Source organism: Pseudomonas sp. CFBP13508 (assembly GCF_005233515.1).
GTDB classification, from domain to species: Bacteria; Pseudomonadota; Gammaproteobacteria; order Pseudomonadales; family Pseudomonadaceae; genus Aquipseudomonas; species Aquipseudomonas mercuritolerans.
Genome location: NZ_QFZZ01000001.1, coordinates 505654 through 529352, shown reverse-complemented (window position 1 = coordinate 529352; position 23699 = coordinate 505654). Strand labels below are relative to the sequence as shown.

The following is a 23699-nucleotide window of genomic DNA, read 5'->3' as shown; positions in this document are numbered from 1 at the left end:
GACTACTCTCCACCAAGATCGGAAAAGGGTTTAAGCCCTGTCAATAATCCATACAAGCCGTGCAATGGCACGGGCAGCCACGTTGGGCGGTTTTCCGCCTCGTAGGCCACTTCATAAGCGGCTTTTTCCAGGCCGAACAACGCCAGCGCGGCGTCGGCACCCTGAGGATCCTGCCAGGCATGCTCAAGACTAGCTGCTGCCTCGCGGTATGCCTGGACAAATGCCTCGCGTGCTTCGCGCAGATAACGCTCGGCGACACGTTTACGCGCCGCTTCGGCTTCGACGCTGTTGTCGACGTTATGCACATTGATGGTCATCGCCGCTGCGTAATCGAACGAACGCAGTACGCCGCTGACATCCTTGTACGGGCTGTGCTTGCCGCGACGCTCACTCAACGGCCGCGCCGGTTCGCCCTCGAAGTCGATCAGGTAGGCATCGCCCTTGATCACCAGTACCTGACCCAGGTGCAAGTCGCCATGCACCCGAATGCGCAAGCCGCCAGTGGCTTTCTTCGCCAGATCCTGCACATGGGCAAGAATGGTTTTCTTCTCGTCGAGCAGACGCTTGACGAGTTTCTGATCCGCCGCGTTCAACTCGCCTTGATGCTGCTTGAGCAGTTTCAAGGCATGTTCGACCTGGGCGGTGACATCCTTGGCCGTCGCGGCCATGTCCTTGCTCGACGACACTTGCGGCGCAAAGTCGGCGTTCTCGGTTGGCGCAGCGAGCACCTGATGCATCTCGCCCAGACGCTGACCGAGCATGCCGGCGAAGTCCCTCAGCTCGCCGAGCGCGTTGTAATGCTGCTCCTGCTCGGACATGGCGTCGGCCAGTTCATCGCGCAACGCCCGTTCGAGGTTGTTCTGCGTCCATTCCCATGCATCGCCCTGATTGCTCAGATAGCCCTGCGCGATCATCAGCAGATTGTCTTCTCCTTGAGCATCGCGGCGAATCACCGAACCCAGCAGCGGAGAGATATTGGCAAACCCGGCCTCGGTCAGGTAAGCGCTCATCTCCAGTTCCGGGTGTACGCCAGAAGCCACTTTGCGTATCAGCTTAAGCACCAGGCTGTTGCCGACAACCACGGAGCTGTTCGATTGCTCGGCCGACAGGTAGCGCACATCCGACTCGGCGCCGAGGCCGAGTTTTTCCAGATGATCTGTCTGTTCGAAGCGGATTTCGCCTTCAATCGACTCCAGTACGGTGTTGTTCTGCATGCCTTGCAGAACGGCGCGGACGAAGGTTTCCAGACTGAACGCATCGGTAATCAGGCCGACCTGACGCACACGACGAACACGCGATAGCGCCAATTGCTGCGGCAACGGCGGGCCGACATGGTCTTCGGCGATGAAGCCGAACGGCAGTTGATACCGATTGGTCTGGCCACCGCTGGTGACTTCGATTTCGCTGAGCAGCACCGGATGCTGGGCATCGCCGAAGCGCACGCCATAAGCGAGATTGACCTTCTCGATCGCCGCGTCCTTGCCGGCGAACCAGCGACGGTTCTGCAGCCAGCTCGGCAGAATGCTTTGCTCCAGCGTCGTACGCGACGGCGCTTCGAGCAGCTCTTCCATGCGTTTTTTCAGCACCAGTGTGGTGAAGTCCGGCAGGCTCTGTGCCGGCTCGACGTGCCAGCTCGGCATCTGGTTTTCCGCCGCCAGCGCAAACCAATAGAAACCGTACGGCGCCAGGGTCAGAAGGAAATTCAACTGACCGATCGGCGGGAACGCGTTACCGCCGAGCATTTCCACCGGCACCATGCCGACGTACGCCGACAGATCCAGCTCCACAGCTTGCGCACTGCGCGAGACGTTGGCCACGCACAGAATGATTTCGTGCTTGCCGTCGGCATCGGTGTATTCGCGGGTATAAGCCAGCACGCGTCGGTTGGCCGGCGAGAGCATTTTCAACGTGCCACGGCCGAACGCTTTCGATTGCTTGCGCACGGCCAGCAGGCGCCGCGTCCAGTTCAACAGCGAATGCGGATCGCCGGACTGGGTTTCGACGTTGACTGACTGATAGCCATACTGCGGATCCATGATCGGCGGCAGTACCAGACTGGCCGGATCGGCGCGGGAGAAACCGCCGTTGCGGTCGATCGACCACTGCATTGGAGTACGCACGCCGTCGCGGTCGCCGAGGTAGATATTGTCGCCCATGCCGATTTCGTCGCCGTAATACAGGGTCGGCGTGCCGGGCATCGACAGCAGCAGGCTGTTGAGCAGTTCGATGCGGCGACGGTCGCGCTCCATCAGCGGCGCGAGTCGGCGGCGAATACCGAGGTTGATTCGCGCGCGACGGTCAGCCGCGTAGTAGTTCCACAGGTAATCGCGCTCACGATCGGTGACCATTTCCAGGGTCAGCTCATCGTGGTTGCGCAGGAAAATTGCCCATTGGCAATTCGCCGGAATTTCCGGGGTCTGCCGGAGAATGTCGGTAATCGGGAAGCGATCTTCCTGCGCCAACGCCATGTACATGCGCGGCATCAGCGGGAAGTGGAAGGCCATGTGGCATTCGTCGCCATTGACCCCAGCGGCATCGGTGTCACCGAAATACAGCTGTGTGTCTTCCGGCCACTGATTGGCCTCGGCCAGCAGCATGCGGTCGGGGTAGTTGGCGTCGATCTCGGCACGGATCTGCTTGAGGACGTCATGGGTCTCGGGCAGGTTTTCGTTGTTGGTGCCGTCGCGCTCGATCAGGTACGGAATCGCATCGAGACGCAGACCGTCGATGCCCATGTCCAGCCAGTAACGCATCACCGACAACACGGCTTTCATGACTTGCGGGTTATCGAAGTTCAGATCCGGCTGATGCGAATAGAAGCGGTGCCAGAAGTATTGGCCGGCGACCGGGTCCCAAGTCCAGTTGGACTTCTCGGTATCGAGGAAGATGATCCGCGTGCCGTCGTATTTCTGGTCATCATCGGACCAGACGTAGAAATCCCGCGCCGCCGAACCCGGCTTGGCTTTACGCGCACGCTGAAACCACGGGTGCTGGTCGGAGGTGTGGTTGATGACCAGTTCGGTAATCACCCGCAGACCGCGCTTGTGCGCTTCGGCAATGAAGCGCTTGGCGTCGGCCATGGTCCCGTAGTCGCTGTGCACGCCACGGTATTCGGCGATGTCGTAACCGTCGTCGCGGCGTGGCGAGGGATAGAACGGCAGCAGCCAGATGGTGTTGACGCCGAGGTCGGCAATGTAATCGAGTTTGGCGATAAGCCCGGGAAAGTCGCCGATCCCGTCATTGTTGGAGTCGAAAAACGATTTGACGTGAACCTGATAGATCACCGCGTCCTTGTACCAGAGCGGGTCTTTGATGAAGGCGGCTGCCTTGGGTTTCTTCGCCATGTGGAACTCCTGAAAAATTCTCTGATACACCGAGGGACTCGCATTGGTGAGCCCCTGTGGCGAGGGGATTTATCCCCGTTCGGCTGCGCAGCAGTCGCAAATTATTAACGCGGTGCAGCTTGAAAAAAGGGGCCGCTGCGCGCCCCGGCGGGGATGAATCCCCTCGCCACAAGTGCGGTTCAAATGTTACGAAGCTGTAATCCGCCAAATCCCGAACGGCTGATACGCCGGGTCGATGCGCATGAACTGATATTTGCCGTGCCAGTCCCAGCGATGGCCATTCATCAGATCTTCACCATGGGTGGTGGCGTCGTCCGGCAGGCCCATTTCCCACAGCGGCAGTTCGAAATTCGCTTCCTGCACGTTGTGCGGATCGAGGCTGACCGCGACCAGAATGAAATTGCTGCCATCGGCGCTGCGCTTGCCGAAGTACAGAATGTTGTCGTTCCAGGCGTTGTAGATTTTCAGGCCCAGATGCGTATGCAGCGCCGGGTTCTGCCGGCGGATGCGGTTGAGCTGGGCGATCTCGGCAATGATGTTGCCGGGTGCGGTGAAATCGCGGACGCGGATTTCGTATTTCTCCGAATCCAGATATTCCTCTTTGCCCGGTACTGGCGCCGATTCGCACAATTCGAAACCGGAATACATGCCCCACAGCCCCGAGCCCATAGTCGCCAGCGCCGCGCGAATGAGGAAACCGGGACGCCCCGACTCATGCAGGAACGCCGGGTTGATGTCCGGAGTATTGACGAAGAAATTCGGCCGATAGCATTCGCGCCACGGCGACTGATTCAGTTCGGTGAAATATTCCGCCAGCTCGGCCTTGGTATTGCGCCAGGTGAAATAGGTGTAGCTCTGCGAATAACCGACCTTGCCCAGACGGGCCATCATCGCCGGCGTGGTGAAGGCCTCGGCGAGAAAGATCACTTCCGGGTACAGGGTGCGCACATCGGCGATCAGCCATTGCCAGAACGGCAGCGGTTTGGTGTGCGGGTTGTCAACGCGGAAGATTTTCACGCCTTCCCTGACCCAGCCGACGACGATGTCGCGCAACTCGACCCACAGGCTCGGAATCGCGTCCGGCGCATAGAAGTCGACGTTGACGATGTCCTGGTATTTCTTCGGCGGATTTTCGGCGTATTTGATCGTGCCGTCCGGGCGCCAGTTGAACCAGCCCGGATGCTCCTTGAGCCACGGGTGGTCCTGGGAACACTGGATGGCGAAGTCGAGAGCGATTTCCAGGCCATGGTCGGCGGCGGCGGCCACCAAACGGCGGAAATCTTCACGGGTGCCGAGTTGCGAGTGAATCGCTTCGTGGCCGCCCTCTTCGCTACCAATCGCGTACGGGCTGCCGGGATCGTCTGGGCCAGCGGTCAGGGAATTGTTGCGGCCCTTGCGGTGGGCGCGGCCGATCGGGTGAATCGGCGTGAAGTACAACACGTCGAAACCCATGTCCTGAATCATCGGCAGACGCGAGTGCACATCGTTGAACGTGCCGTGACGCTGGGGATCGTCGGTGATCGAGCGTGGAAACAACTCATACCAACTGGCGAACTCGGCGAGTTCGCGCTCGACGTCCATGGGGAATTCGGCGCTGACGCTCAGATAGGCGCGGTGATCGGCCTGAGCCATCAGCTCTGCACTGCGCGAGTGCAGAAACAGGGCGACCTGCTCGGTTTCGAGCAGGCCCGACAATTCATGGTGCAGCGCCGCGAGCTGCTCGCTGAGCTGGCCTTCGCTGCGTTCGGCGGCCTGTTGCACCATCGTCCGGCCTTCCTGCAGCTCCAGAGAAACCGGCACCGCCGCGCTGTGCTTCTTTTCCAGTTCGTACTGGAAGCTGGCGAAATGGTCGATCCACGCTTCGATGCAATACAGGTAGCGGCCCTGTTCCTCGGGGCGGAACTGGCCTTGCCAGGTGTTGTTGCCCTGATCGGACATGACCTCGGTCTGCCAGGTTTCCTGGCCTTCCTCGCGCCAGCGAATGCGCACGGCGAGCTTGTCATGGCCGTCGGCAAAGACTTTGCTGGTCACCACTACTTCGCGCCCGGCAATCGATTTGACCGCGAATTGGCCACCGTCGAGGGTCGGCATGGTGTTTTCGATGACGATACGTGGCAGCAGCAACGCCTGCGACAGCGGCATGTGCGGGTTGTAACTCAGCTCTGAAGGTCTTTCAGCAGTCATTGAGCATCTCTCCTTAACGCCCCAAGGACGCTCTTGTGCCGGAACAGTATTCGCGAGAAAGCGCCGGCCCTGTCATGAACTCACTTAGGTTCCGAGCAACCGGCGCGGGGAAAAGTTCAGATGAAATTAACAAGACAAACCTGCGGATCGAATTTGCCGTGGCCGGGTCAACTCACTTAAGCACGTCCCACGCCATGTGCCATACGGAGGTCACCTGATGAGCATCCCGATCCCGGCGGAAACGCCCGATCCGAACATCGACAAACCCACCCTGCCGGACACCGAACCTCCACCGGTGCCCGAGCAAGAGCCGCCAGGCACCACGCCACCACCGAAGGAAGAGCCACCGAGCACGATGCCGCCGGTGATCGTCTGACATTGGCATGTCTGCGTGCCATCCCTGTAGGAGCTGCCGAAGGCTGCGATCTCTTTGCCGCGCGGCAATGCAAATCAAAAGATCGCAGCCTTCGGCAGCTCCTACACGGGACCGAGTGATTAGCTAGAGGTGGTCGTTCTTGTCGACATCCTTTTCGAACACTCTCACCACGTAGGGCATCACGCTGAAAATCGCCAGCGCCAGAATGGTACTGAGCAATGCCGTCGCTTCCTTGCCCAGCCCGGCTGCCACGCCGATCGCCGCCGTCATCCATAAGCCCGCCGCCGTGGTCAGGCCTTTGACATGGGCCTCGTCGCCCTGCTGATTTTTCAGAATGGTCCCAGCGCCGAGAAAGCCGATCCCGGCAATCACGCCCTGCAATACCCGACTCATGGCATCGGATTCCGCACCCGAGGTCTGCGGCACCAATACGAATAGTGCGGCGCCGAGCGCCACCAGCATGTGCGTGCGCACGCCTGCTGCCTTGCCTTTATGTTCGCGCTCGAAACCGAGAATCCCGCCAAGAATCGCCGCCATCACCAGGCGTACGGTGATCCGGGTCATTTGCGAGGCATCACCGATATCGGCGAACTCGGCTTGCATCGTGGCCCACACTTCATCCCACCAGTCTTCCATCGTGCCTCCCTTGTTATTGGCTTGATAAGCGATGGACAACAGCGACCATTAATCGGTTGCGCAGAACGATCGGCGCGCTGCGCTTCCTAATATGCAGACCTCCCTGGAACAAGGACTGCCGCCATGCCCGTTCGAATCGATGAATCCAACCCCGAGCAGAAAGTGTGTTTTTTTACCGTCGAGCATGGTGAGGAAATTCGCATCTGCGACACCCTCGAAGTCCTGACCGATAGCGACAAAGCCATGTCGTTCGTGGAAATCGAAGGCAAACGCACCTACATCACCGAAGCAGAAGCCGATGCCTTGACCGTCGCCGGGGCCAGGGACGGGCGCAAACATCTGAAGGCCGATGACAGTGATTCGGTGGTTTGATTGATCTCGATCAACACCCGACGCAGACGCCTGCAATAGGCGTTTGCGCCTTGCCTGGCAGGTTGCTTCAAGTTGTCGCAGGCATTGCGTCAAACCTCATCTGATCCGCTTTTTATTGCCAAACCTGAGTCTGTTCTGCAAACAGATCGCCGCTCATAGTGCATCGGCCTGATGGAGGCTGATGAGCGAACGAACATGAGCGAGCAAATCCCCGTCCGAACCGTAGAAGCATCGCCAACGATAAAAAGCGTACCCGCGCGCCCACTGAAAGCGACCGCCGGATCCACCGACAAGCAGATCCACACTCGCAGTTTCACCGGTCTGTTCCGCAACCTGCGTATGAGCGGTGCCGGACTTCTGTTTGTGCTGTTCTTCGGCACCGTGTGGCTGAACTGGGGCGGTCGGCAGGCGGTGCTGTGGGATCTGGCGGAAAGTAAATTCCATATCTTCGGCGCGACGTTCTGGCCGCAGGATTTCATTCTGCTCTCGGCCCTGCTGATCATTGCTGCGTTCGGACTCTTCGCCATCACCGTGTTTGCCGGTCGCGTCTGGTGCGGTTACACCTGCCCGCAGAGTTCGTGGACGTGGATCTTCATGTGGTGCGAGAAGATCACCGAAGGCGAGCGCAACCAGCGAATCAAACTGCAAGCCGCGCCATGGAGCCTGAACAAACTGGCGCGGCGCGCCGCCAAACACACGTTGTGGCTGGCAATCAGCGTAATCACCGGCCTGACCTTCGTCGGCTATTTCACGCCGATCCGGCCGCTGGCCGAAGAACTGCTGACCCTGCAGATCGGTGGGGTCAGCCTGTTCTGGGTGCTGTTTTTTGCCGCCGCCACCTATATCAACGCCGGTTGGCTGCGTGAAGCGGTGTGCATGCATATGTGCCCGTATGCGCGGTTCCAGAGCGTGATGTTCGACAAGGACACGCTGACCATCGCCTACGACGCCGCGCGAGGCGAAAACCGTGGCCCGCGCAAGCGTGATGTACGCCCGGTCGAAGCTGGCCTGGGTGATTGCATCGACTGCCAGTTATGCGTGCAGGTCTGCCCGACCGGCATCGACATCCGCGATGGCTTGCAAATGGAATGCATCGGCTGCGCAGCATGCATCGACGCCTGCGATTCGATCATGGACAAAATGCATTACCCGCGCGGCCTGATCCGCTACAGTTCCGAGCGCGAATTGCAGGGCGGCAAGACCCACCTGCTGCGTCCGCGCCTGATTGGCTATACGGCGGTGTTGCTGGTGATGATTGGAGCGTTGGCATTAGCATTGATCGAGCGGCCGATGGTGTCGCTGGACGTAACCAAGGATCGCGGGTTGTTCCGCGAGAACGCTCAGGGGCAGATCGAGAATATTTATTCGCTGAAAGTGATCAACAAGACTCAGCAACGGCAGGATTACCGGTTGAGTCTGGTTGATGGCGACGGGTTTGAGTTGCAGGGCAAAACGGCATTGAGCCTGGCGCCCGGGGAGATTGTCGATGTGCCGGTGTCGGTGGCGATGACCACTGAGCGGCCGGCGAGCAGTTCGCAGACATTGAGTTTCAGGATTGAAGACAGTGACGAGCCGCAGGTATACAGCGTGGCGAACAGCCGGTTTGTGGCGCCGATGAATCGCTGAGGAGCTGGCATTGCTGCCCTCACCCCAGCCCTCTCCCGGAGGGAGAGGGAGCCGACCGAGGTGTCTGTCGCTATGCATCGACCTGAAAGACCGAGTCGATTATGGATTCGGCAAAGCACTGTCAGGTCGGCGTATTTCATCAGCATCCCCCAATCAGTCCCCTCTCCCTCTGGGAGAGGGCTAGGGTGAGGGCTCCTTCCCTGACACCCCACAAAATTAAGTCCACCAAGGCCCACCGATGAAACGCTACGAAAAATTCGCCGACGACATCGCTGAACTGATCCGCTCCGGCGTCCTCGGCCCTGGTCAGCGGGTACCGTCGGTGCGCTATGCCAGCCAGGCTTACGGGGTCAGCCCGTCGACCGTATTCCAGGCCTATTACCTGCTCGAACGCCGCGGCCTGATCCGCGCCCGGCCGCGCTCCGGTTACTTCGTCAACGCCCATACGCCAAGCACATTCTCCGAGCCGGTGATCAGCAGTCAGGTCAACGAGTCCACCGAGGTTGACGTCAGCGAACTGGTGTTCTCGGTACTCGATTCGATCAAAGACCCCAATACCGTACCGTTCGGCTCGGCCTTCCCCAGCCCGACGCTGTTCCCGCTACAACGCCTGTCGCGCTCCTTGGCCAGCGCCGCGCGGGAGATGGATCCGCGCATGGTCGTCACCGATATGTCGCCGGGCAACCCGCAACTGCGGCGGCAGATTGCCCTGCGCTACATGGTCGGCGGGCTGATGTTGCCGATGGAAGAATTGCTCATCACCAACGGCGCTCTCGAAGCGCTGAACCTGTGCCTGCAAGCAGTGACCGAGCCCGGCGATCTGGTGGCCATCGAGGCCCCGGCGTTTTATGCCTGCCTGCAAGTGCTGGAGCGCCTGAAGCTCAAAGCCGTGGAAATCCCCGTGCACCCGCGTGACGGCATCGACCTCGGCGTGCTCGCGCAAACTCTGGAACGCCATCCGATCAAGGCCTGCTGGTGCATGACCAGTTTCCAGAACCCGATGGGCGCGACCGTGCCCGAGGCGAAGAAACAGGAACTGGTCGAACTGCTGCGTCAGCATCAGGTGCCGTTGATCGAGGACGACGTCTACGCCGAGCTTTATTACGGGCAACAGGCGCCAAAACCGGCCAAGGCTTTTGATACCGAAGGATTGGTCATGCATTGCGGCTCGTTCGCCAAAAGTCTCGCCCCCGGCTACCGCATCGGCTGGGTGGCGGCCGGGCGTTTCGCGCAGAAGATCGAGCGACTGAAGCTGATGACCTCGCTGTGCGCTTCGATGCCGGCGCAAGCGGCAATTGCCGATTATCTGCAACACGGCGGCTACGATCGGCATCTGCGCAAACTGCGTTATGCCCTGGAAGAACAGCAGAGCGCGATGCTCGCGGCGATTGCCCGTTACTTTCCGGCGCAGACCCGGGTCAGCCAGCCGGCGGGGGGCTACTTTCTGTGGCTGGAGTTGCCGGAGCAGATGGATTCGCTGAAGCTGTTCCAGATGGCACTGGCACAAGGCATCAGCATCGCGCCGGGGCCGATTTTCTCGCCGACCCAGCGTTTCAGAAATTGCATTCGCTTGAATTACGGCAGCCCGTGGACCGAGGAATCGGAAAAGGCCATGGAGACGTTGGGGCGGATTGTGCGGTCGTTTTGACGGATAGGTGTTGTCTGGGCTGGCCCCTTCGCGAGCAGGCTCGCTCCCACAGTTGATTTGTGAATACAGAACCAATGTGGGAGCGAGCCTGCTCGCGAAGAGGCCGGCTTTAACACTGCAAATCCACCGGTTTACCGCCCACCCCCCAAGTCAACAAACGTCCCGGTCGCATACGACGCCTTGTCCGACAGCAACCAGACAATCGCCTCCGCCACTTCATCCGGCCGCCCGCCCCGGGCCATGGGAATCGCCGATTCGAGCTTGCTGACCCGATCCGGGTCGCCGCTCAGGGCATGGAAGTCGGTGTAGATGTAACCCGGACGCACGGCATTGACGCGAATGCCCTCGCCCGCCACTTCTTTCGACAGACCGATAGTGAAGGTGTCGAGCGCGCCTTTGGATGCGGCGTAATCAACGTACTCGTTCGGCGAACCGAGGCGTGCCGCGACCGAGGAGACGTTGACGATGCTGCCGCCCTGCCCGCCGTGTTTGGGCGACATGCGCAGGATCGCGTGCTTGGCGCAGAGGATCGGCGCCAGCACGTTGGTTTTCATGATTTTGAGGATGCGGAATTCGGACATTTCATCGACCCGCGACTTTTGCCCGACGGTGCCGGCGTTGTTGACCAGCGCAGTAACCCGGCCCAGTTCGCTGTCAACACGCTGAAACATCGCGATCACTTCGTCTTCGATACTGACATCGGCGCGAACCGCAATGGCCTGGGCGCCCAAGGCGCGAACCTGTTCGAGTACGCTGTGTGCGGCCTGCTCATCCGACTGGTAGTTGATGCAGATCCGGTAGCCCTGTTCGGCTGCCAACAATGCCGTAGCCGCGCCGATTCCGCGCCCGCCACCGGTGATGACAATGACTTTATCCATGCTGGCCTTCCCCCACGTGCACACGTAACAGTCGGGGGAAGAATAACTGCGATTGGCGGGTTTTGCATGGAGTCTGTGGCGTCTGGCCGGACGCCTTCGCGAGCAAGCTCGCTCCCACAAGGGAATGCGATCACCTGTGGGAGCGAGCCTGCTCGCGAAGAACGATGACTCGGTCTCTCAGACCACCGCCAATCGCTGCCCACGCACGATGTCCTGCATGAAGCGCTCCGCCGGCATCGGGTGGCCAAGCAGATAGCCCTGCAGCGAATCACAGCCCAGTTTGGTGAGGAAATCCTGTTGCGCGCCGGTCTCGACACCCTCGGCGACAATCCGCAAGTCCAGCGCCTGCCCCAGCGCGACAATCGCCGAGACGATCGCCGCATCATCGCTGTCGTGCTCCAGATCACGGACGAAACCGCGGTCGATCTTCAGCTCATTGGCCGGCAGGCGCTTGAGGTACATCAGGCTGGAATAACCGGTGCCGAAGTCGTCGATCGACAGGTCGACGCCCATGTCCGACAACTCTTGCAGCACGGTCATGCTCGCGTCGGCGTCGCTCATGGCTGTGGTTTCAGTGATTTCCAGAGTCAGGCTGTTGGCCGGCAAATGGTGGGTGGCCAGCGCCTTGGCCACGCTTTGCACCAGCCCGGCATGGCAAAACTGCAACGCCGAGAGGTTTACGGCAATGCGCCAGTCGGTGTAACCGAGCACGTACCATTCGCGCATCTGCCGGCAGGCTTCGTTCAGGACCCATTCACCCATCGGAATGATCAGCCCGGTTTTCTCCGCCAGATCAATGAACTTGTCCGGCATCAACATGCCATGCAGCGGATGCTTCCAACGCAGCAGCGCTTCGGCACCGACCGGACGGCCATTGGCGGCGTCGAATTTGGGCTGGTAATGCAGGCAGAACTGGTTGTGCTCGATGGCCGCGCGCAGGTCCTGCAACAGTTGCAATTGCTTGCGCGCGTTGGTGTTCATCGATGCATCGAAGAAGCTGTAGCCGTTCTTGCCGCCGCCCTTGGCGTGGTACATCGCGGCGTCGGCGTTCATCAGCAGTTCCTGGGCGTTGGCGCCGTTGCCTGGATACAGGGCGATGCCGACGCTGGCGGAAATCTGCAGGTCATGCTCGGCGACGCGGAACGTGCGACCGATCAGGCCGACCTGACGCGCGGCCAGGCTCAAGGCGTCATTGGGCTCGCTCAAGCGCACCAGCAGAACGAACTCATCGCCACCGATTCGCGCCAGGGTGTCCTGGCTGCGCAAATCCTCACGCAGACGCGCGCCGACTTCGCGCAGCAATTGGTCGCCCATGTGATGGCCGAATGCGTCGTTGACCGGTTTGAAGCCGTCGAGGTCGATGAACATCAAGGCGAAGCAGCCGCCCTGCTCTTCAACTTTTCTGATCGCCTGATTGATGCGGTCGTCGAGCAACATGCGATTGGGCAGACTGGTCAGCGGGTCGTGCAGGGCCAGTTGGGTGAGTTCGCGATTGGCCACCGTCAACGAGTGCGCCAGATCAGCGGTGCGCGCTTCGAGGCGGGCGTCGAGGATCGAGGTCAACAAGGCAATTGACAGCACCGCCAGCGTGGTGACCACGACCAGACTGTCGAGGCCATTGCCCTTCAAGCCATTGAGTGTCGCGCCGCAGAAACTGCCGTCAGGAAACTGCGCCGCCGCCATGCCGGTGTAATGCATGCCAACAATCGCCACCCCCATGATCACCGCCGCGCCAGCACGAATCAGCCGCACATAGGGCGATTGCTGACGCAGGCGAAAGGCAATCCACAACGCCGCTGCCGAGGCGCCGACGGCAATCAGCAGGGAGGCGCTGAACAGGGTCGGGTCGTAATCGATGCCCGGGGTCATGCGCAGCGCGGCCATGCCGGTGTAATGCATGGCGCTGATGCCCGCCCCCATGATCAGCGCACCGAAGGCCAGTTGCGCCAGGGGCAGCTTCGGCTGGCTGACCAGCCACAAGGCGAAACCGCAGGACAGCACCGCGATCAGCAGCGACAGCGCAGTGAGGGCGAAGTCATAGCCCAGGTCGATCGGCAGTTTGAAGGCGAGCATGCCGATGAAATGCATCGACCAGACGCCAACGCCCATCGCCAACGCCCCGCCCGCCGTCCAGAAATGCACGGCCCGGCCTTTCGCCGTGGCGATGCGCCCGGTCAGGTCGAGCGCCGTGTAGGAGGCCAGAATGGCCACGCACAACGAAATCAAAACCAGAGTGAAGGAGTAGCTGCCGATGAGCATGGACGTTCTCGTGACAAGCCGAAACCGTACTGCTTCCATTCTCGGTCGGGCAAATGCGGCGATTGTACTGATTGCACGGAAGAACGCACTGACAAAGTAACCAAATTGCCATCAAGCCGATGAAACGCTTGTTCGATCGTCCTACAAGGCTCTGCGGTGGGCTTTAAGCACACCTTGTGAAAGTGATCTCACGCCAGACACAAATCCATGTGGGAGCGAGCCTGCTCGCGAAGGCGCCGGCACAGCCACCATCGAGTTGCCTGACCCACCGCTTTCGCGAGCAGGCTCGCTCCCACTATTTTCAGCGTCCAGCCACCCTACACCATTCGAACGCGAATCCCTGTGGGAGCGAGCCTGCTCGCGAAGGCGCCGGCACAGCCACCATCGAGTTGCCTGACCCACCGCTTTCGCGAGCAAGCTCGCTCCCACAATTTTCAGCGTCCAGCCACACTTCACCCTTCGAACGCGAATCCCTGTGGGAGCGAGCCTGCTCGCGAAGGCGCAGGTACAGCCACCATCTTAGTTGCCTGACCCACCGCTTTCGCGAGCAAGCTCGCTCCCACAATTTTCAGCGTCCAGCCACCCTTCACCCTTCGAACGCGAATCCCTGTGGGAGCGAGCCTGCTCGCGAAGGCGCAGGTACAGCCACCATCGTAGTTGCCTGACCCACCGCTTTCGCGAGCAGGCTCGCTCCCACAATTTTCAGCGTCCAGCCACCCTTCACCCTTCGAACGCGAATCCCTGTGGGAGCGAGCCTGCTCGCGAAGGCGCAGGTACAGCCACCATCGTAGTTGCCTGACCCACCGCTTTCGCGAGCAAGCTCGCTCCCACAATTTTCAGCGTCCAGCCACCCTTCATCATACGAACGCGAATCCCTGTGGGAGCGAGCCTGCTCGCGAAGGCGCCGGCACAGCCACCATCGTAGTTGCCTGCCCCACCGCTTTCGCGAGCAGGCTCGCTCGCACAATTTTCAGCGTCCAGCCACACTTCACCCTTCGAACGCGAATCCCTGTGGGAGCGAGCTTGCTCGCGAATGCGTCGGCACATTCAACATCTCGCTCGACTGACCCACCGCTTTCACGAGCAAGCGCGCTCCCACAGGTTCAGCGATTATCACTGACGTCCAGTTGCCCATCCCAGCCGCCGCCCAGTGCGGCGATCAGTTGCACGCTGGCAATCAATCGACTCTGCAGAATATTAAGCACACTACGTTCGTTACTCAGCGCCGTGGCCTGCACCACCACCACGTCGATATAGGCAATCAGCCCGGCCTTGTACTGGTTTTCCGTCAGGCGCAGGGAATCGCGGGCGGCATCCAGCGCTTCCTGGCGTACCGCCGCTTCGTCTTCATACACCTTGAGCTGGACCAGGTAGTTTTCCACTTCGCGGAAACCGTCGAGCACGGTCTGCCGGTAGCGCGCGACGGTTTCGTCGTAGGCCGCTTCGCTGCGTTCGACCTCGGCCGAACGGATGCCACCGTCGAACAGCGGCAACGACAGCTGTGGGCCGACCGACCAGAAACGGTTCGGCAGGCTGATCAGGTTTTTCGAGGTACTGCTGCTGTAGCCGCCGCTCAGGCTCAGGGTCAGGTCCGGGTAATACGCGGCTTTCGCCACGCCGATGTTGGCGTTGGCGGCGATCACCGAGCGCTCGGCCGAAGCGATGTCCGGACGGCGTTCCAGCAGTTGTGAAGGCAAGCTCAGCGGTACCTGCGGCAGATTCGGGATGCTCTGGCTTTCGGCAATGCTGAAGTTGGCCGGTGCTTCGCCGGTCAGTACGGCGATGGCGTTTTCAAACTGTGCACGCTGCCAGATCAGGTCGACCAGATCGGCCTGGGTGCTTTTCAACTGGGTTTGCGCCTGCGCCACCGCATCACGCCCGGAAACTCCGGCGCGGTACTGGTTCTGGGTCATCTTCAGCGAGCGTTCATAAGCGGCAACGGTGGCCTCGAGCAAACGCTTCTGCTGATCGATGACCCGCAGTTGCAGGTAGTTCTGCACCAGCTCCGATTGCTGACTCAGACGCATCGCCGCCAGATCGGCAAAACTCGCCTGGGCGTTGGCCTCATCCGCCTCCAGTCCACGGCGCAGCTTGCCCCACACGTCCGCTTCCCAACTGACGCCCAGTTGCGCGTTGTAGGTGTCGCGGATGCCGCTTGAGGAACTGCTCAGGCTCGAACTGCTGCTACCGGTGCCCTGGCTGGAGCGGGTCTTGCCCAGACTCAGGTCGACGCTGGGGTAAAACGCCCCACGCGCGCTGCGCACCAAAGCCTGCGCCTGACGAAACTGCGCTTCGGACTGGGCAACGGTCTGGTTGGAGCTGTTGAGTTTTTCCACCAAGGCGTTGAGCTGCCGATCGCCGTACAACTCCCACCAGGCGCCACGGGCCAGCGAGTCGCTGGGGTTGGCCTGACGCCAGCCTTCGGCTTCCTTGAACTGAGCGATTTCGGCAGTTTGCGGACGCTGATAGTCCGGGCCGACTGCGCAAGCGCTGAGCAGCGCCACGCACAGCGACAGGCTCAACAGGCGCGAGCCGCGGACGGTGGCCAATTGGATAAGCGAACGGTCAGTCATAGCGGAGTTTCCAGAGCGGCGTCAGTGCGCACGCCACGCCATTTATTGAAACGATGGCGCAGCTTGTCGAGATAGAGGTAAACCACCGGGGTGGTGTAAAGGGTCAGGACCTGGCTGAACACCAGGCCGCCAATGATGGTCAGGCCCAGCGGCTGGCGCATTTCCGCACCCTCGGCGCGGCCGAGCAGCAACGGCAAAGCGCCGAGGATCGCCGCCAGCGTGGTCATCAGAATCGGCCGCAAGCGTTGCAGGCAGGCGCTGCGGATCGACTCCAGCGGCGACAGGCCCTCATGCCGCTCCAATTGCAGCGCAAGGTCGATCATCAGAATGGCGTTCTTTTTCACCACGCCGATCAGCAGGAATATCCCCAGCAGGGAAATCAGGCTGAACTCGCCGCCCAGTGCATAGATCGACAGCAACGCGCCAACCCCGGCCGAGGGCAAGGTCGAAAGAATGGTCAGCGGGTGGATGTAGCTTTCATACAGCACACCGAGCACCAGATACACGGCCAGCAACGCACCGAGGATCATGAACGGCTGGCTCTTCTGCGTGGCGGCGAAGGCGTCAGCGGTGCCGGCCATTTTCGCGATCACATCCTCCGGCAAGCCGACCTTGGCGATCGCCCGTTCGATGGCGGCACTGCCCTGCTCCACGGTCACGCCTTCAGCCATGTCAAAGGAAATGCTTTCGGACGCGAACTGGCCTTCATGACTGACCCGGTCGTTTTCCAGACTGTTTTCGTAATGGGCGAATGTCGACAGCGACACCCGCGCACCGTCAGCGGTGATCACTTCGACCTGCTTGAGCGTCACCGGATCCTGGGCGTATTTCGGATTGACCTCCATCACCACCTGGTACTGGTTGAGGCTGTCGTAGATCGTCGAAATCTGCCGCTGGCTATAGGCGTTGTTGAGCACGGCGGTGACCATGTTCATGTCGACCCCCAGGCGTTTGGCCTGATCCCGGTCGACAATCAGCGTCACCTGCTGCGCCCCGGCACCTTCGCGGGCATCGATGGCAGTCAGCTCGGGCAACGCACGCAGCGCGGTGACCACTTTCGGGAACCACTTGCGCAGCTCGGCAAGATCGCCGCTTTGCAGAATGTAGGTGTATTGCGAACTGGTCTGCTCGCGGCCGCCGCCAAATTGCAGGTCCTGGTCGGCCATCAGCATCAACTGCGCCCCGGGCACCTTGGGCATTTCCTTGCGCAGGCGTTCTATGACCTTCTGCGCTGAAAGCTGGCGCTCCTTGATCGGCTTCAGGCGCACGATCATGAAGGCGTTGTTGGTGCCGTTGTTGCCGCCGATGAACCCGGCCACGCTTTCCACCGCTTCGTCCTTGAGCACGGCGCGGCGGAAGGTTTCCATTTTCGGCTGCATGACGTTGAACGACAGACCGTCGTCGCCACGCACGAAACCGATCAACTGGCCGGTGTCCTGCTGCGGCAGGAAGGTTTTCGGCACCACCACATAAAGCGCAATGTTGACGCCAACGGTGAGCAGCAGGCTGAGCAAGGTCAGACGTCGATGACGCAATACCCAGTCGAGGCTGGTGGCGTATTTGCCGACCATCCAGTCGTTGGTCTTGTGGCTCCAGCGTTGCAGGCGGTTTTCCTGGCCCGGGGTGTGCGGCTTGAGCCAGCGCGCGCAGAGCATCGGTGTCAGCGTCAGGGACACCACCAGCGACACCACGATTGCCGCCGCCAGGGTGATGGAAAATTCGCGGAACAGGCTTTCGACCAGCCCGCCCATGAACAGAATCGACAGAAACACCGCCACCAGCGAGACGTTCATCGACAGCAGGGTAAAGCCGACTTCTTTAGCGCCGAGGTACGCGGCCTGCATTGGCTTCACCCCCTCGTCGATGTGCCGGGAAATGTTTTCCAGCACCACGATGGCGTCGTCCACCACCAGACCGGTGGCGAGAATCAGCGCCATCAGCGACAGGTTGTTCAGCGAGAACCCGTAGAGGTACATCACCGCAAAGGTACCGACCAGCGACACCGGCACCGCCAGCGTCGGGATCAGCGAGGCGCGGAAGTTACCCAGAAACAGGTAGACCACCAGCACCACCAGGGCGACGGCGATCAGCAAGGTCATCTCGGCTTCGTGCAGCGTGGCCTTGATTACCGGCGAGCGATCCATGGCCAGATTGAGTTTGACGCTGGCCGGCAGCACCGCTTGCAGCGCGGGCAACTGCGCCTTGATCTCGTTGACCGTTTCGATGATGTTGGCGCCGGCCTGGCGGTTGATCACCAGCAGCACCGCCGCGTCGTCGTTGAAGAAACCGCTGTTGTAACGGTCTTCGACGCCATCGCTGACTTTCGCCACATCCTTGAGACGCAACGCGGCACCGTCGGCGTAGTGAATGATCAGCGACTCATAATCCTTGGCTTTCTCCAACTGGTCGTTGGCCTGGATCTGCCACAAGCGCTCGCCGTCCTCGACCGAGCCCTTGGGCCGGCGCACGTTGGCGTCGGCGATGGTCTTGCGCACATCGTCGAGGGCCACGCCGTACTGGTTCAGCGCCTGCGGTTCGAGTTCGATGCGCACCGCCGGCAGCGAACTGCCACCGATCTGCACTTCACCAACGCCCTGCACTTGCGACAGGCTTTGCGAAAGGATGGTCGAGGCCAGGTCGTAGAGCTGGCCTTTTTCCAGCACATCCGAGGTCAGCGACAGCACCATGATCGGCGCCTGCGACGGGTTGACCTTTTTATACGTCGGCATGCTGCGCATCCCGCTTGGCAGCAGGTTGCGCGAGGCATTGATCGCCGCTTGCACTTCCCGCGCCGCGCCGTTGATGTCGCGGTCGAGGTCAAATTGCAGAATCACCCGCGTCGAACCCTGACTGGAGCGGCTGCTCATGGTGTTGACGCCGGCAATCGCACCGAACGAACGCTCCAGTGGCGTCGCCACTGTCGAAGCCATCACCTCGGGACTTGCGCCCGGCAGACTGGCCTGGACGACGATCACCGGGAAATCCATTTGCGGCAGCGGCGATACCGGCAAGAGACCGAAGCTGACGCCGCCGAGCAACATGATTGCCAGGGAGAGCAGCATGGTTGCCACGGGGCGTTTGATGAAAGGTCCGGAGAGGTTCATCGACTCTTGTTCTCCCCGCATACCTCTGTGGGAGCGAGCCTGCTCGCGAATGCGTCCTTACCTTCAACTTTGGCAGTGACTGACCTACCGCTTTCGCGAGCAGGCTCGCTCCCACAGGGAAGATATATTCCGACCGTCATACCGCGACCTCGTCACCTTCGGCTTTGGCTTTGCCAAAGCGCCTTCCGAGGCGGTCGAAGTACAGGTAAATCACCGGCGTGGTGAACAGCGTCAACACCTGGCTCACCAACAAACCGCCAACCATCACCAGACCCAGCGGCTGACGCAATTCAGCACCCGACCCAGTGGCCAGCATCAGCGGCACCGCGCCGAACAACGCCGCCAGCGTGGTCATCAGAATCGGCCGGAAGCGCAGCAGCGCCGCTTGATAGATCGCCTCTGCCGGGGCCATGCCCTGGGTGCGTTCGGCGTCGAGGGCGAAGTCGATCATCATGATCGCGTTCTTCTTGACGATACCGATCAGCAGGATGATGCCGATGATCGCGATCATGCCCAGATCGTTGCCACTGAGCAGCAACGCCAGCAAGGCGCCGACCGCTGCCGATGGCAAGGTCGAGAGAATGGTGATCGGATGGATGTAGCTCTCGTAGAGCACGCCCAGCACGATGTACATGGTCACCACCGCCGCCAGAATCAGCAGCAAGGTACTCGACAGCGAAGCCTGGAACGCTTGCGCCGCGCCCTGGAACTGAGTCTGCACGCCGACCGGCATGCCGATGTCCTGCTGCACTTGCTCGATAATGTCCACGGCATGCCCCAACGCCACGCCCGGCGCGAGGTTGAACGACATCATCACTGCCGGGAACTGGCCGATGTGGGTGATCGCCAATTGCGCCTGACGTTCTTCGACATGCGCCAGACTCGACAGGCGTACCTGCGCGCCGTCGGTGGTCTTGACGTGAATCTGATCCAGCGCCTGCGGGCCGATCTTCTCCCCGGCTTGGGCTTGCAGCACCACGCGGTACTGGCTGGCCTGGGTGTAAATGGTCGAAATCTGCCGCTGGCCGAACGCGTCGTACAGCGCATCGGTGATATTCGCCACCGACACGCCAAGGCGCGATGTGGCGTCGCGGTCGATCACCAGATAGACCTGCAAGCCTTTGTCCTGCAGATCACTGGCCACGTCGGTCAACTCCGGACGCTGCGCCAGGGCTTCGACCAGACGCCCGCTCCACTGGCTGAGCAATTCGGAGTCCGGCGAAGACATGCTGAACTGATACTGCGTGCGGCTGACCCGATCCTCGATGGTCAGGTCCTGCACCGGCTGCATGAACAGCCGAATGCCGACCAGTTTGTCCAGTTGTGGTTGCAGGCGTGCGATCACTTCGCTGGCCGTCAGATCGCGCTCGCCGTGGGGCTTGAGGTTGATCAGCAAGCGGCCGCTGTTGAGCGTGGCGTTGTCTCCGTCGACGCCAATGTAGGACGACAGGCTCTGCACCGCCGGATCTTCAAGAATGATCTTCGCCAGTTGCTGCTGCCGCTCGCCCATCGCCGCGAAGGAGATCGACTGCGGCGCTTCGGAAATACCCTGAATCACGCCGGTGTCCTGCACCGGAAAGAAACCCTTCGGCACGATGACGTAAAGGAATACGGTCAACGCCAGCGTGCCGATGGCGACCAGCAAGGTCAGCGGCTGATGCTTGAGCACCCAGCGCAGCATCCGCCCGTATTCCTTGATCATCCAGTCGATGAACGCACCGCTGGCGCGGTAGAAACGGCCTTGCTCGTGTTCCTGCGGTTCACGCTTGAGCAGGCGCGCGCACATCATCGGCGTCAGGGTCAGCGACACCACCAGGGAAATCAGGATCGCCACCGCCAGGGTGATGGCGAATTCGCGGAACAGGCGCCCCACCACGTCGGCCATGAACAGTAGCGGAATCAGTACGGCGATCAGCGACAGCGTCAGGGAAATCAGGGTGAAGCCGATCTGCTTGGCGCCCTTGAGCGCGGCCTGCATCGGGCTGTCACCCTCTTCGATGAAGCGCGAAATGTTCTCGAGCATGACGATGGCATCGTCGACCACGAAACCGGTGGCAATGGTCAGCGCCATCAACGTCAGGTTGTTCACCGAGAACCCGGCGAGGTACATCACGCCAAAGGTGCCGATCAGCGACAGCGGCACGGCCACCGAGGGAATGATCGTCGCACTGGCGCGGCGCAGAAACAGGAACGTGACCATGACCACCAGCGCGATAGCGATCAGCAGTTCGTGTTGCACGTCGGTGACCGAGGCACGGATGGTCTGGGTGCGGTCTGTGAGCACAGTGACGTCGAGGCCGGCCGGGAGGTTGTCGGTGATACTTGGCAGCAAGGCCTTGATGCGGTCGACCACTTCGATAACGTTGGCGCCCGGCTGACGCTGGATGTTCAGCAACACCGCCTGATTCTGGTTGGCCCACGCGGCCAGACGCTCGTTCTCGGCGCCATCGACGATTTCCGCGACGTCCTTGAGCCGCAACGGCGCGCCGTTCTTGTAGGTCAGGATCAGATTCGCGTAGTCCTCGGGCGAGGTCAGTTGATCGTTGGCATCGAGCATCGACACCCGGGTCGGGCCATCGAAGTTGCCTTTCGGCTGGTTGACGTTGGAGGCACCGATCAGCGTGCGCACGTCCGACAGGTTGAGGCTGTTGGCCGCCAGCGCTTCGGGGTTGACCTTGATTCGTACCGCCTGACGCTGGCCACCAGCGATACTGACCATGCCGACGCCGCTGATTTGGGCGATCTTCTGCGCCATGCGCGTATCGACCAAGTCATTGAGCTTGGGCAGCAGCATGGTTTTCGAAGTGATGGCCAGGGTCAGCACCGGGGTGTCCGCCGGGTTGACCTTGTTGTACACCGGCGGCGCCGGCAGGTCGGTGGGCAGCAGGTTGGTCGCAGCGTTGATCGCGGCTTGCACCTGCTGTTCGGCGACGTCCATGTTGATGTCGAGGCTGAAACGCAGGGTCAGCACCGAAGCGCCGCCGGAGCTGGTCGACGCCATTTGCGTCAGGCCCGGCATCTGCCCGAACTGGCGTTCAAGCGGCGCGGTGACGGCGCTGGTCATCACGTCCGGACTGGCGCCGGGGTACAGGGTCATGACGCGGATGGTCGGATAATCGACCTGCGGCAGGGCCGAAACCGGCAGCAGGCGATAAGCGATCAGGCCGGCCAGGACAATGGCCAGCATGCTCAGGGTGGTGGCTACCGGACGGAGGATGAACAGCCGCGAAATGTTCATGCGCCCTTCTTGGCCTTATCGGCTGTGGTCGCATCGGGATTGGCGGCAGATTTGCCTTGCAGGTGTTCGGTCGGCGAGGTCGGCACTTCGCTGCTGTCATTGACCACTTCGACTTCGCTGCCTTCCTTGAGGCGATCGGTGCCTTCGAGCACCACGCGATCACCTGCGGCGAGGCCTTCGGTGACCACGGTGTTGTCACCGTCGCTGGCACCGATTTTCAGTTGGCGAATGGTGACTTTCCTGTCGCCGTCCAGCGCATAGACGAAGGTGCCGTTGGTACCGAACTGGATCGCTGCCGACGGTGCCAGCACTACACCTTTGAGCGTGTCGGCCAGCAAATGGACGTTGACGAACTGGTTGGGAAACAGCGACTGGTCGCGGTTATCGTAACGCGCCTTGAATTTCAGGGTACCGGTTGCAACGTCGATCTGGTTGTCGAGGCTTTGCAGCACGCCAGTGGCTTGCAGCTTGGTGTCGCCGCGATCCCACGCTTCGGCAGGCAACTTGGCGCCGCTGCGGTAACGAGCCAGCACGGTGTCGAGGCTGTTCTCCGGCAAGGTGAAGGCCACGCTGATCGGTTGTGTCTGGGTGATCACCGCGAGGAATGTGGTGTCGTTGGCGGCGACGAGGTTGCCGACGTCGACCTGACGCAGACCGACGCGACCGGCAATCGGCGCGCGGATCTTGGTGAATTCGAGATTGAGCTTGGCATCGTTGACCGCTGCCTGATTCGTCTTGACCGTGCCCAAGTATTGGCCGACCAGCGCTTCGGCGGTGTCGAGGGTCTGTTTGGCGATGCTGTCTTCTTTATACAGACCGCGGTAGCGCTCGACGTCGACCTGGGCGTTTTTCAGTTGCGCCTGATTCTGCAGCAGTGTGCCTTCGGCCTGGAGCAAAGCGTTCTGGTAAGGACGCGGATCAATCTCGGCCAGCAGGTCGCCCGCCTTGACCATCTGCCCTTCTTCGAAATGAATCTTCACCAGTTCGCCGCCCACCCGGCTGCGCACGTTGATGGTATTGAGCGCGGTGACCGTGCCCAGTGCCTTGTAATACAGCGGGAAGTCGCCCTTCACCGCCGGCGCCACACGCACCGGAATCGGCCCGGTACCGCCGCCGAAGCCCGGCCGCATCATCCCCGAGCGCCCGGTATGGCCGGCGGCCGCTTTGTCGCCGCCCGCCTTGTCAGCAGAGCCGGCGGGCCAGAATTTCCAGCACAGGACGGCGATGACCAACAGGACCAGCAGGCTGATCAGCCAGCGACGGGATTTGCGGGGGGACGATTGCATGGAGTTATTGACCATTGGGCGCGTGGGCTTCTATTACGGGAGGCTGAACGATAAGCACTGAGTGGATTTAAGCAAAGCAGCTTTACCGGCAATTTACCTTCCACTTACGTTTCAAGGTGTGAGGCAAAACCCTGATACACAAATGAAAACGGCCTGGACAGGGCCAGGCCGTTAA

The 23699-nt window shown here is 61.0% G+C and carries 13 protein-coding genes and 1 pseudogene; 4 read left to right on the top strand and 10 right to left on the bottom strand.

Annotated elements, in window-relative coordinates; all coding sequences use genetic code 11:
- Window positions 1-2: 2 nt before the first annotated feature.
- Window positions 3-3344 carry a maltose alpha-D-glucosyltransferase gene (gene treS / locus PspCFBP13508_RS02355; protein WP_137213521.1) on the bottom strand — a complete coding sequence of 1114 codons (3342 nt, stop codon included), beginning with the start codon at window positions 3342-3344 and terminating at the stop codon, window positions 3-5.
- Between the two features lie 186 nt (window positions 3345-3530).
- Window positions 3531-5528 carry an alpha-1,4-glucan--maltose-1-phosphate maltosyltransferase gene (locus tag PspCFBP13508_RS02350; protein ID WP_137213520.1) on the bottom strand — a complete coding sequence of 666 codons (1998 nt, stop codon included), beginning with the start codon at window positions 5526-5528 and terminating at the stop codon, window positions 3531-3533.
- Window positions 5529-5745: 217 nt separating this feature from the next.
- Between PspCFBP13508_RS02350 and PspCFBP13508_RS27385 the strand changes: the two genes are divergently transcribed.
- Window positions 5746-5904: a hypothetical protein gene (locus PspCFBP13508_RS27385; protein ID WP_163012245.1), complete on the top strand. Its 159-nt coding sequence runs from the start codon at window positions 5746-5748 to the stop codon at window positions 5902-5904.
- Window positions 5905-6027: 123 nt separating this feature from the next.
- Here the strand turns inward: PspCFBP13508_RS27385 and PspCFBP13508_RS02345 are convergent, their stop codons facing one another.
- The gene (locus tag PspCFBP13508_RS02345) at window positions 6028-6540 is read right to left on the bottom strand and encodes an MgtC/SapB family protein (RefSeq protein ID WP_016774631.1); all 513 of its coding nucleotides are present in this window, start codon (window positions 6538-6540) and stop codon (window positions 6028-6030) included.
- Window positions 6541-6663: 123 nt separating this feature from the next.
- On the opposite strand from PspCFBP13508_RS02345, the gene PspCFBP13508_RS02340 reads away from it, so the two are divergent.
- The 3 genes from PspCFBP13508_RS02340 to mapR all read left to right on the top strand — a co-directional run bounded on the left by PspCFBP13508_RS02340 (window position 6664) and on the right by mapR (window position 10186).
- On the top strand, window positions 6664-6912 hold the full coding sequence (locus PspCFBP13508_RS02340; RefSeq protein ID WP_137213519.1) for a DUF3203 family protein: 249 nt from the start codon (window positions 6664-6666) through the stop codon (window positions 6910-6912).
- A gap of 195 nt (window positions 6913-7107) precedes the next feature.
- A complete protein-coding gene (ccoG, locus tag PspCFBP13508_RS02335; RefSeq protein WP_122507281.1) occupies window positions 7108-8538 on the top strand; it encodes a cytochrome c oxidase accessory protein CcoG in 1431 nt (476 codons plus the stop codon).
- A gap of 238 nt (window positions 8539-8776) precedes the next feature.
- Window positions 8777-10186 (top strand): GntR family transcriptional regulator MpaR, encoded by a 1410-nt coding sequence (gene mapR / locus PspCFBP13508_RS02330; protein ID WP_071172353.1) that lies wholly within the window; start codon window positions 8777-8779, stop codon window positions 10184-10186.
- Window positions 10187-10317: 131 nt separating this feature from the next.
- On the opposite strand, the gene PspCFBP13508_RS02320 is transcribed toward mapR, so the two are convergent.
- From PspCFBP13508_RS02320 to PspCFBP13508_RS02290, 7 genes and pseudogenes are all read right to left on the bottom strand, one after another.
- Window positions 10318-11064 (bottom strand): SDR family oxidoreductase, encoded by a 747-nt coding sequence (locus PspCFBP13508_RS02320; protein ID WP_130912948.1) that lies wholly within the window; start codon window positions 11062-11064, stop codon window positions 10318-10320.
- A 177-nt stretch (window positions 11065-11241) separates the two neighbouring features.
- A complete protein-coding gene (locus tag PspCFBP13508_RS02315) occupies window positions 11242-13323 on the bottom strand; it encodes an EAL domain-containing protein (protein ID WP_137213518.1) in 2082 nt (693 codons plus the stop codon).
- Window positions 13324-13660: 337 nt separating this feature from the next.
- A pseudogene (locus PspCFBP13508_RS27540) lies at window positions 13661-14155 on the bottom strand (hypothetical protein); the annotation flags it as partial.
- Window positions 14156-14426: 271 nt separating this feature from the next.
- Window positions 14427-15896 (bottom strand): efflux transporter outer membrane subunit, encoded by a 1470-nt coding sequence (locus tag PspCFBP13508_RS02305; protein ID WP_137213516.1) that lies wholly within the window; start codon window positions 15894-15896, stop codon window positions 14427-14429.
- Window positions 15893-19000, bottom strand: a complete 3108-nt coding sequence (locus PspCFBP13508_RS02300) for an efflux RND transporter permease subunit (protein ID WP_137213515.1) — start codon at window positions 18998-19000, stop codon at window positions 15893-15895. The genes PspCFBP13508_RS02305 and PspCFBP13508_RS02300 overlap by 4 nt, the downstream gene beginning before the upstream one ends.
- A gap of 136 nt (window positions 19001-19136) precedes the next feature.
- Window positions 19137-22238, bottom strand: coding sequence for an MdtB/MuxB family multidrug efflux RND transporter permease subunit (locus PspCFBP13508_RS02295; protein ID WP_137213514.1), 3102 nt, complete (start codon window positions 22236-22238; stop codon window positions 19137-19139).
- Window positions 22235-23539, bottom strand: coding sequence for an MdtA/MuxA family multidrug efflux RND transporter periplasmic adaptor subunit (locus PspCFBP13508_RS02290; RefSeq protein ID WP_133337943.1), 1305 nt, complete (start codon window positions 23537-23539; stop codon window positions 22235-22237). The genes PspCFBP13508_RS02295 and PspCFBP13508_RS02290 overlap by 4 nt, the downstream gene beginning before the upstream one ends.
- Window positions 23540-23699: the final 160 nt, after the last annotated feature.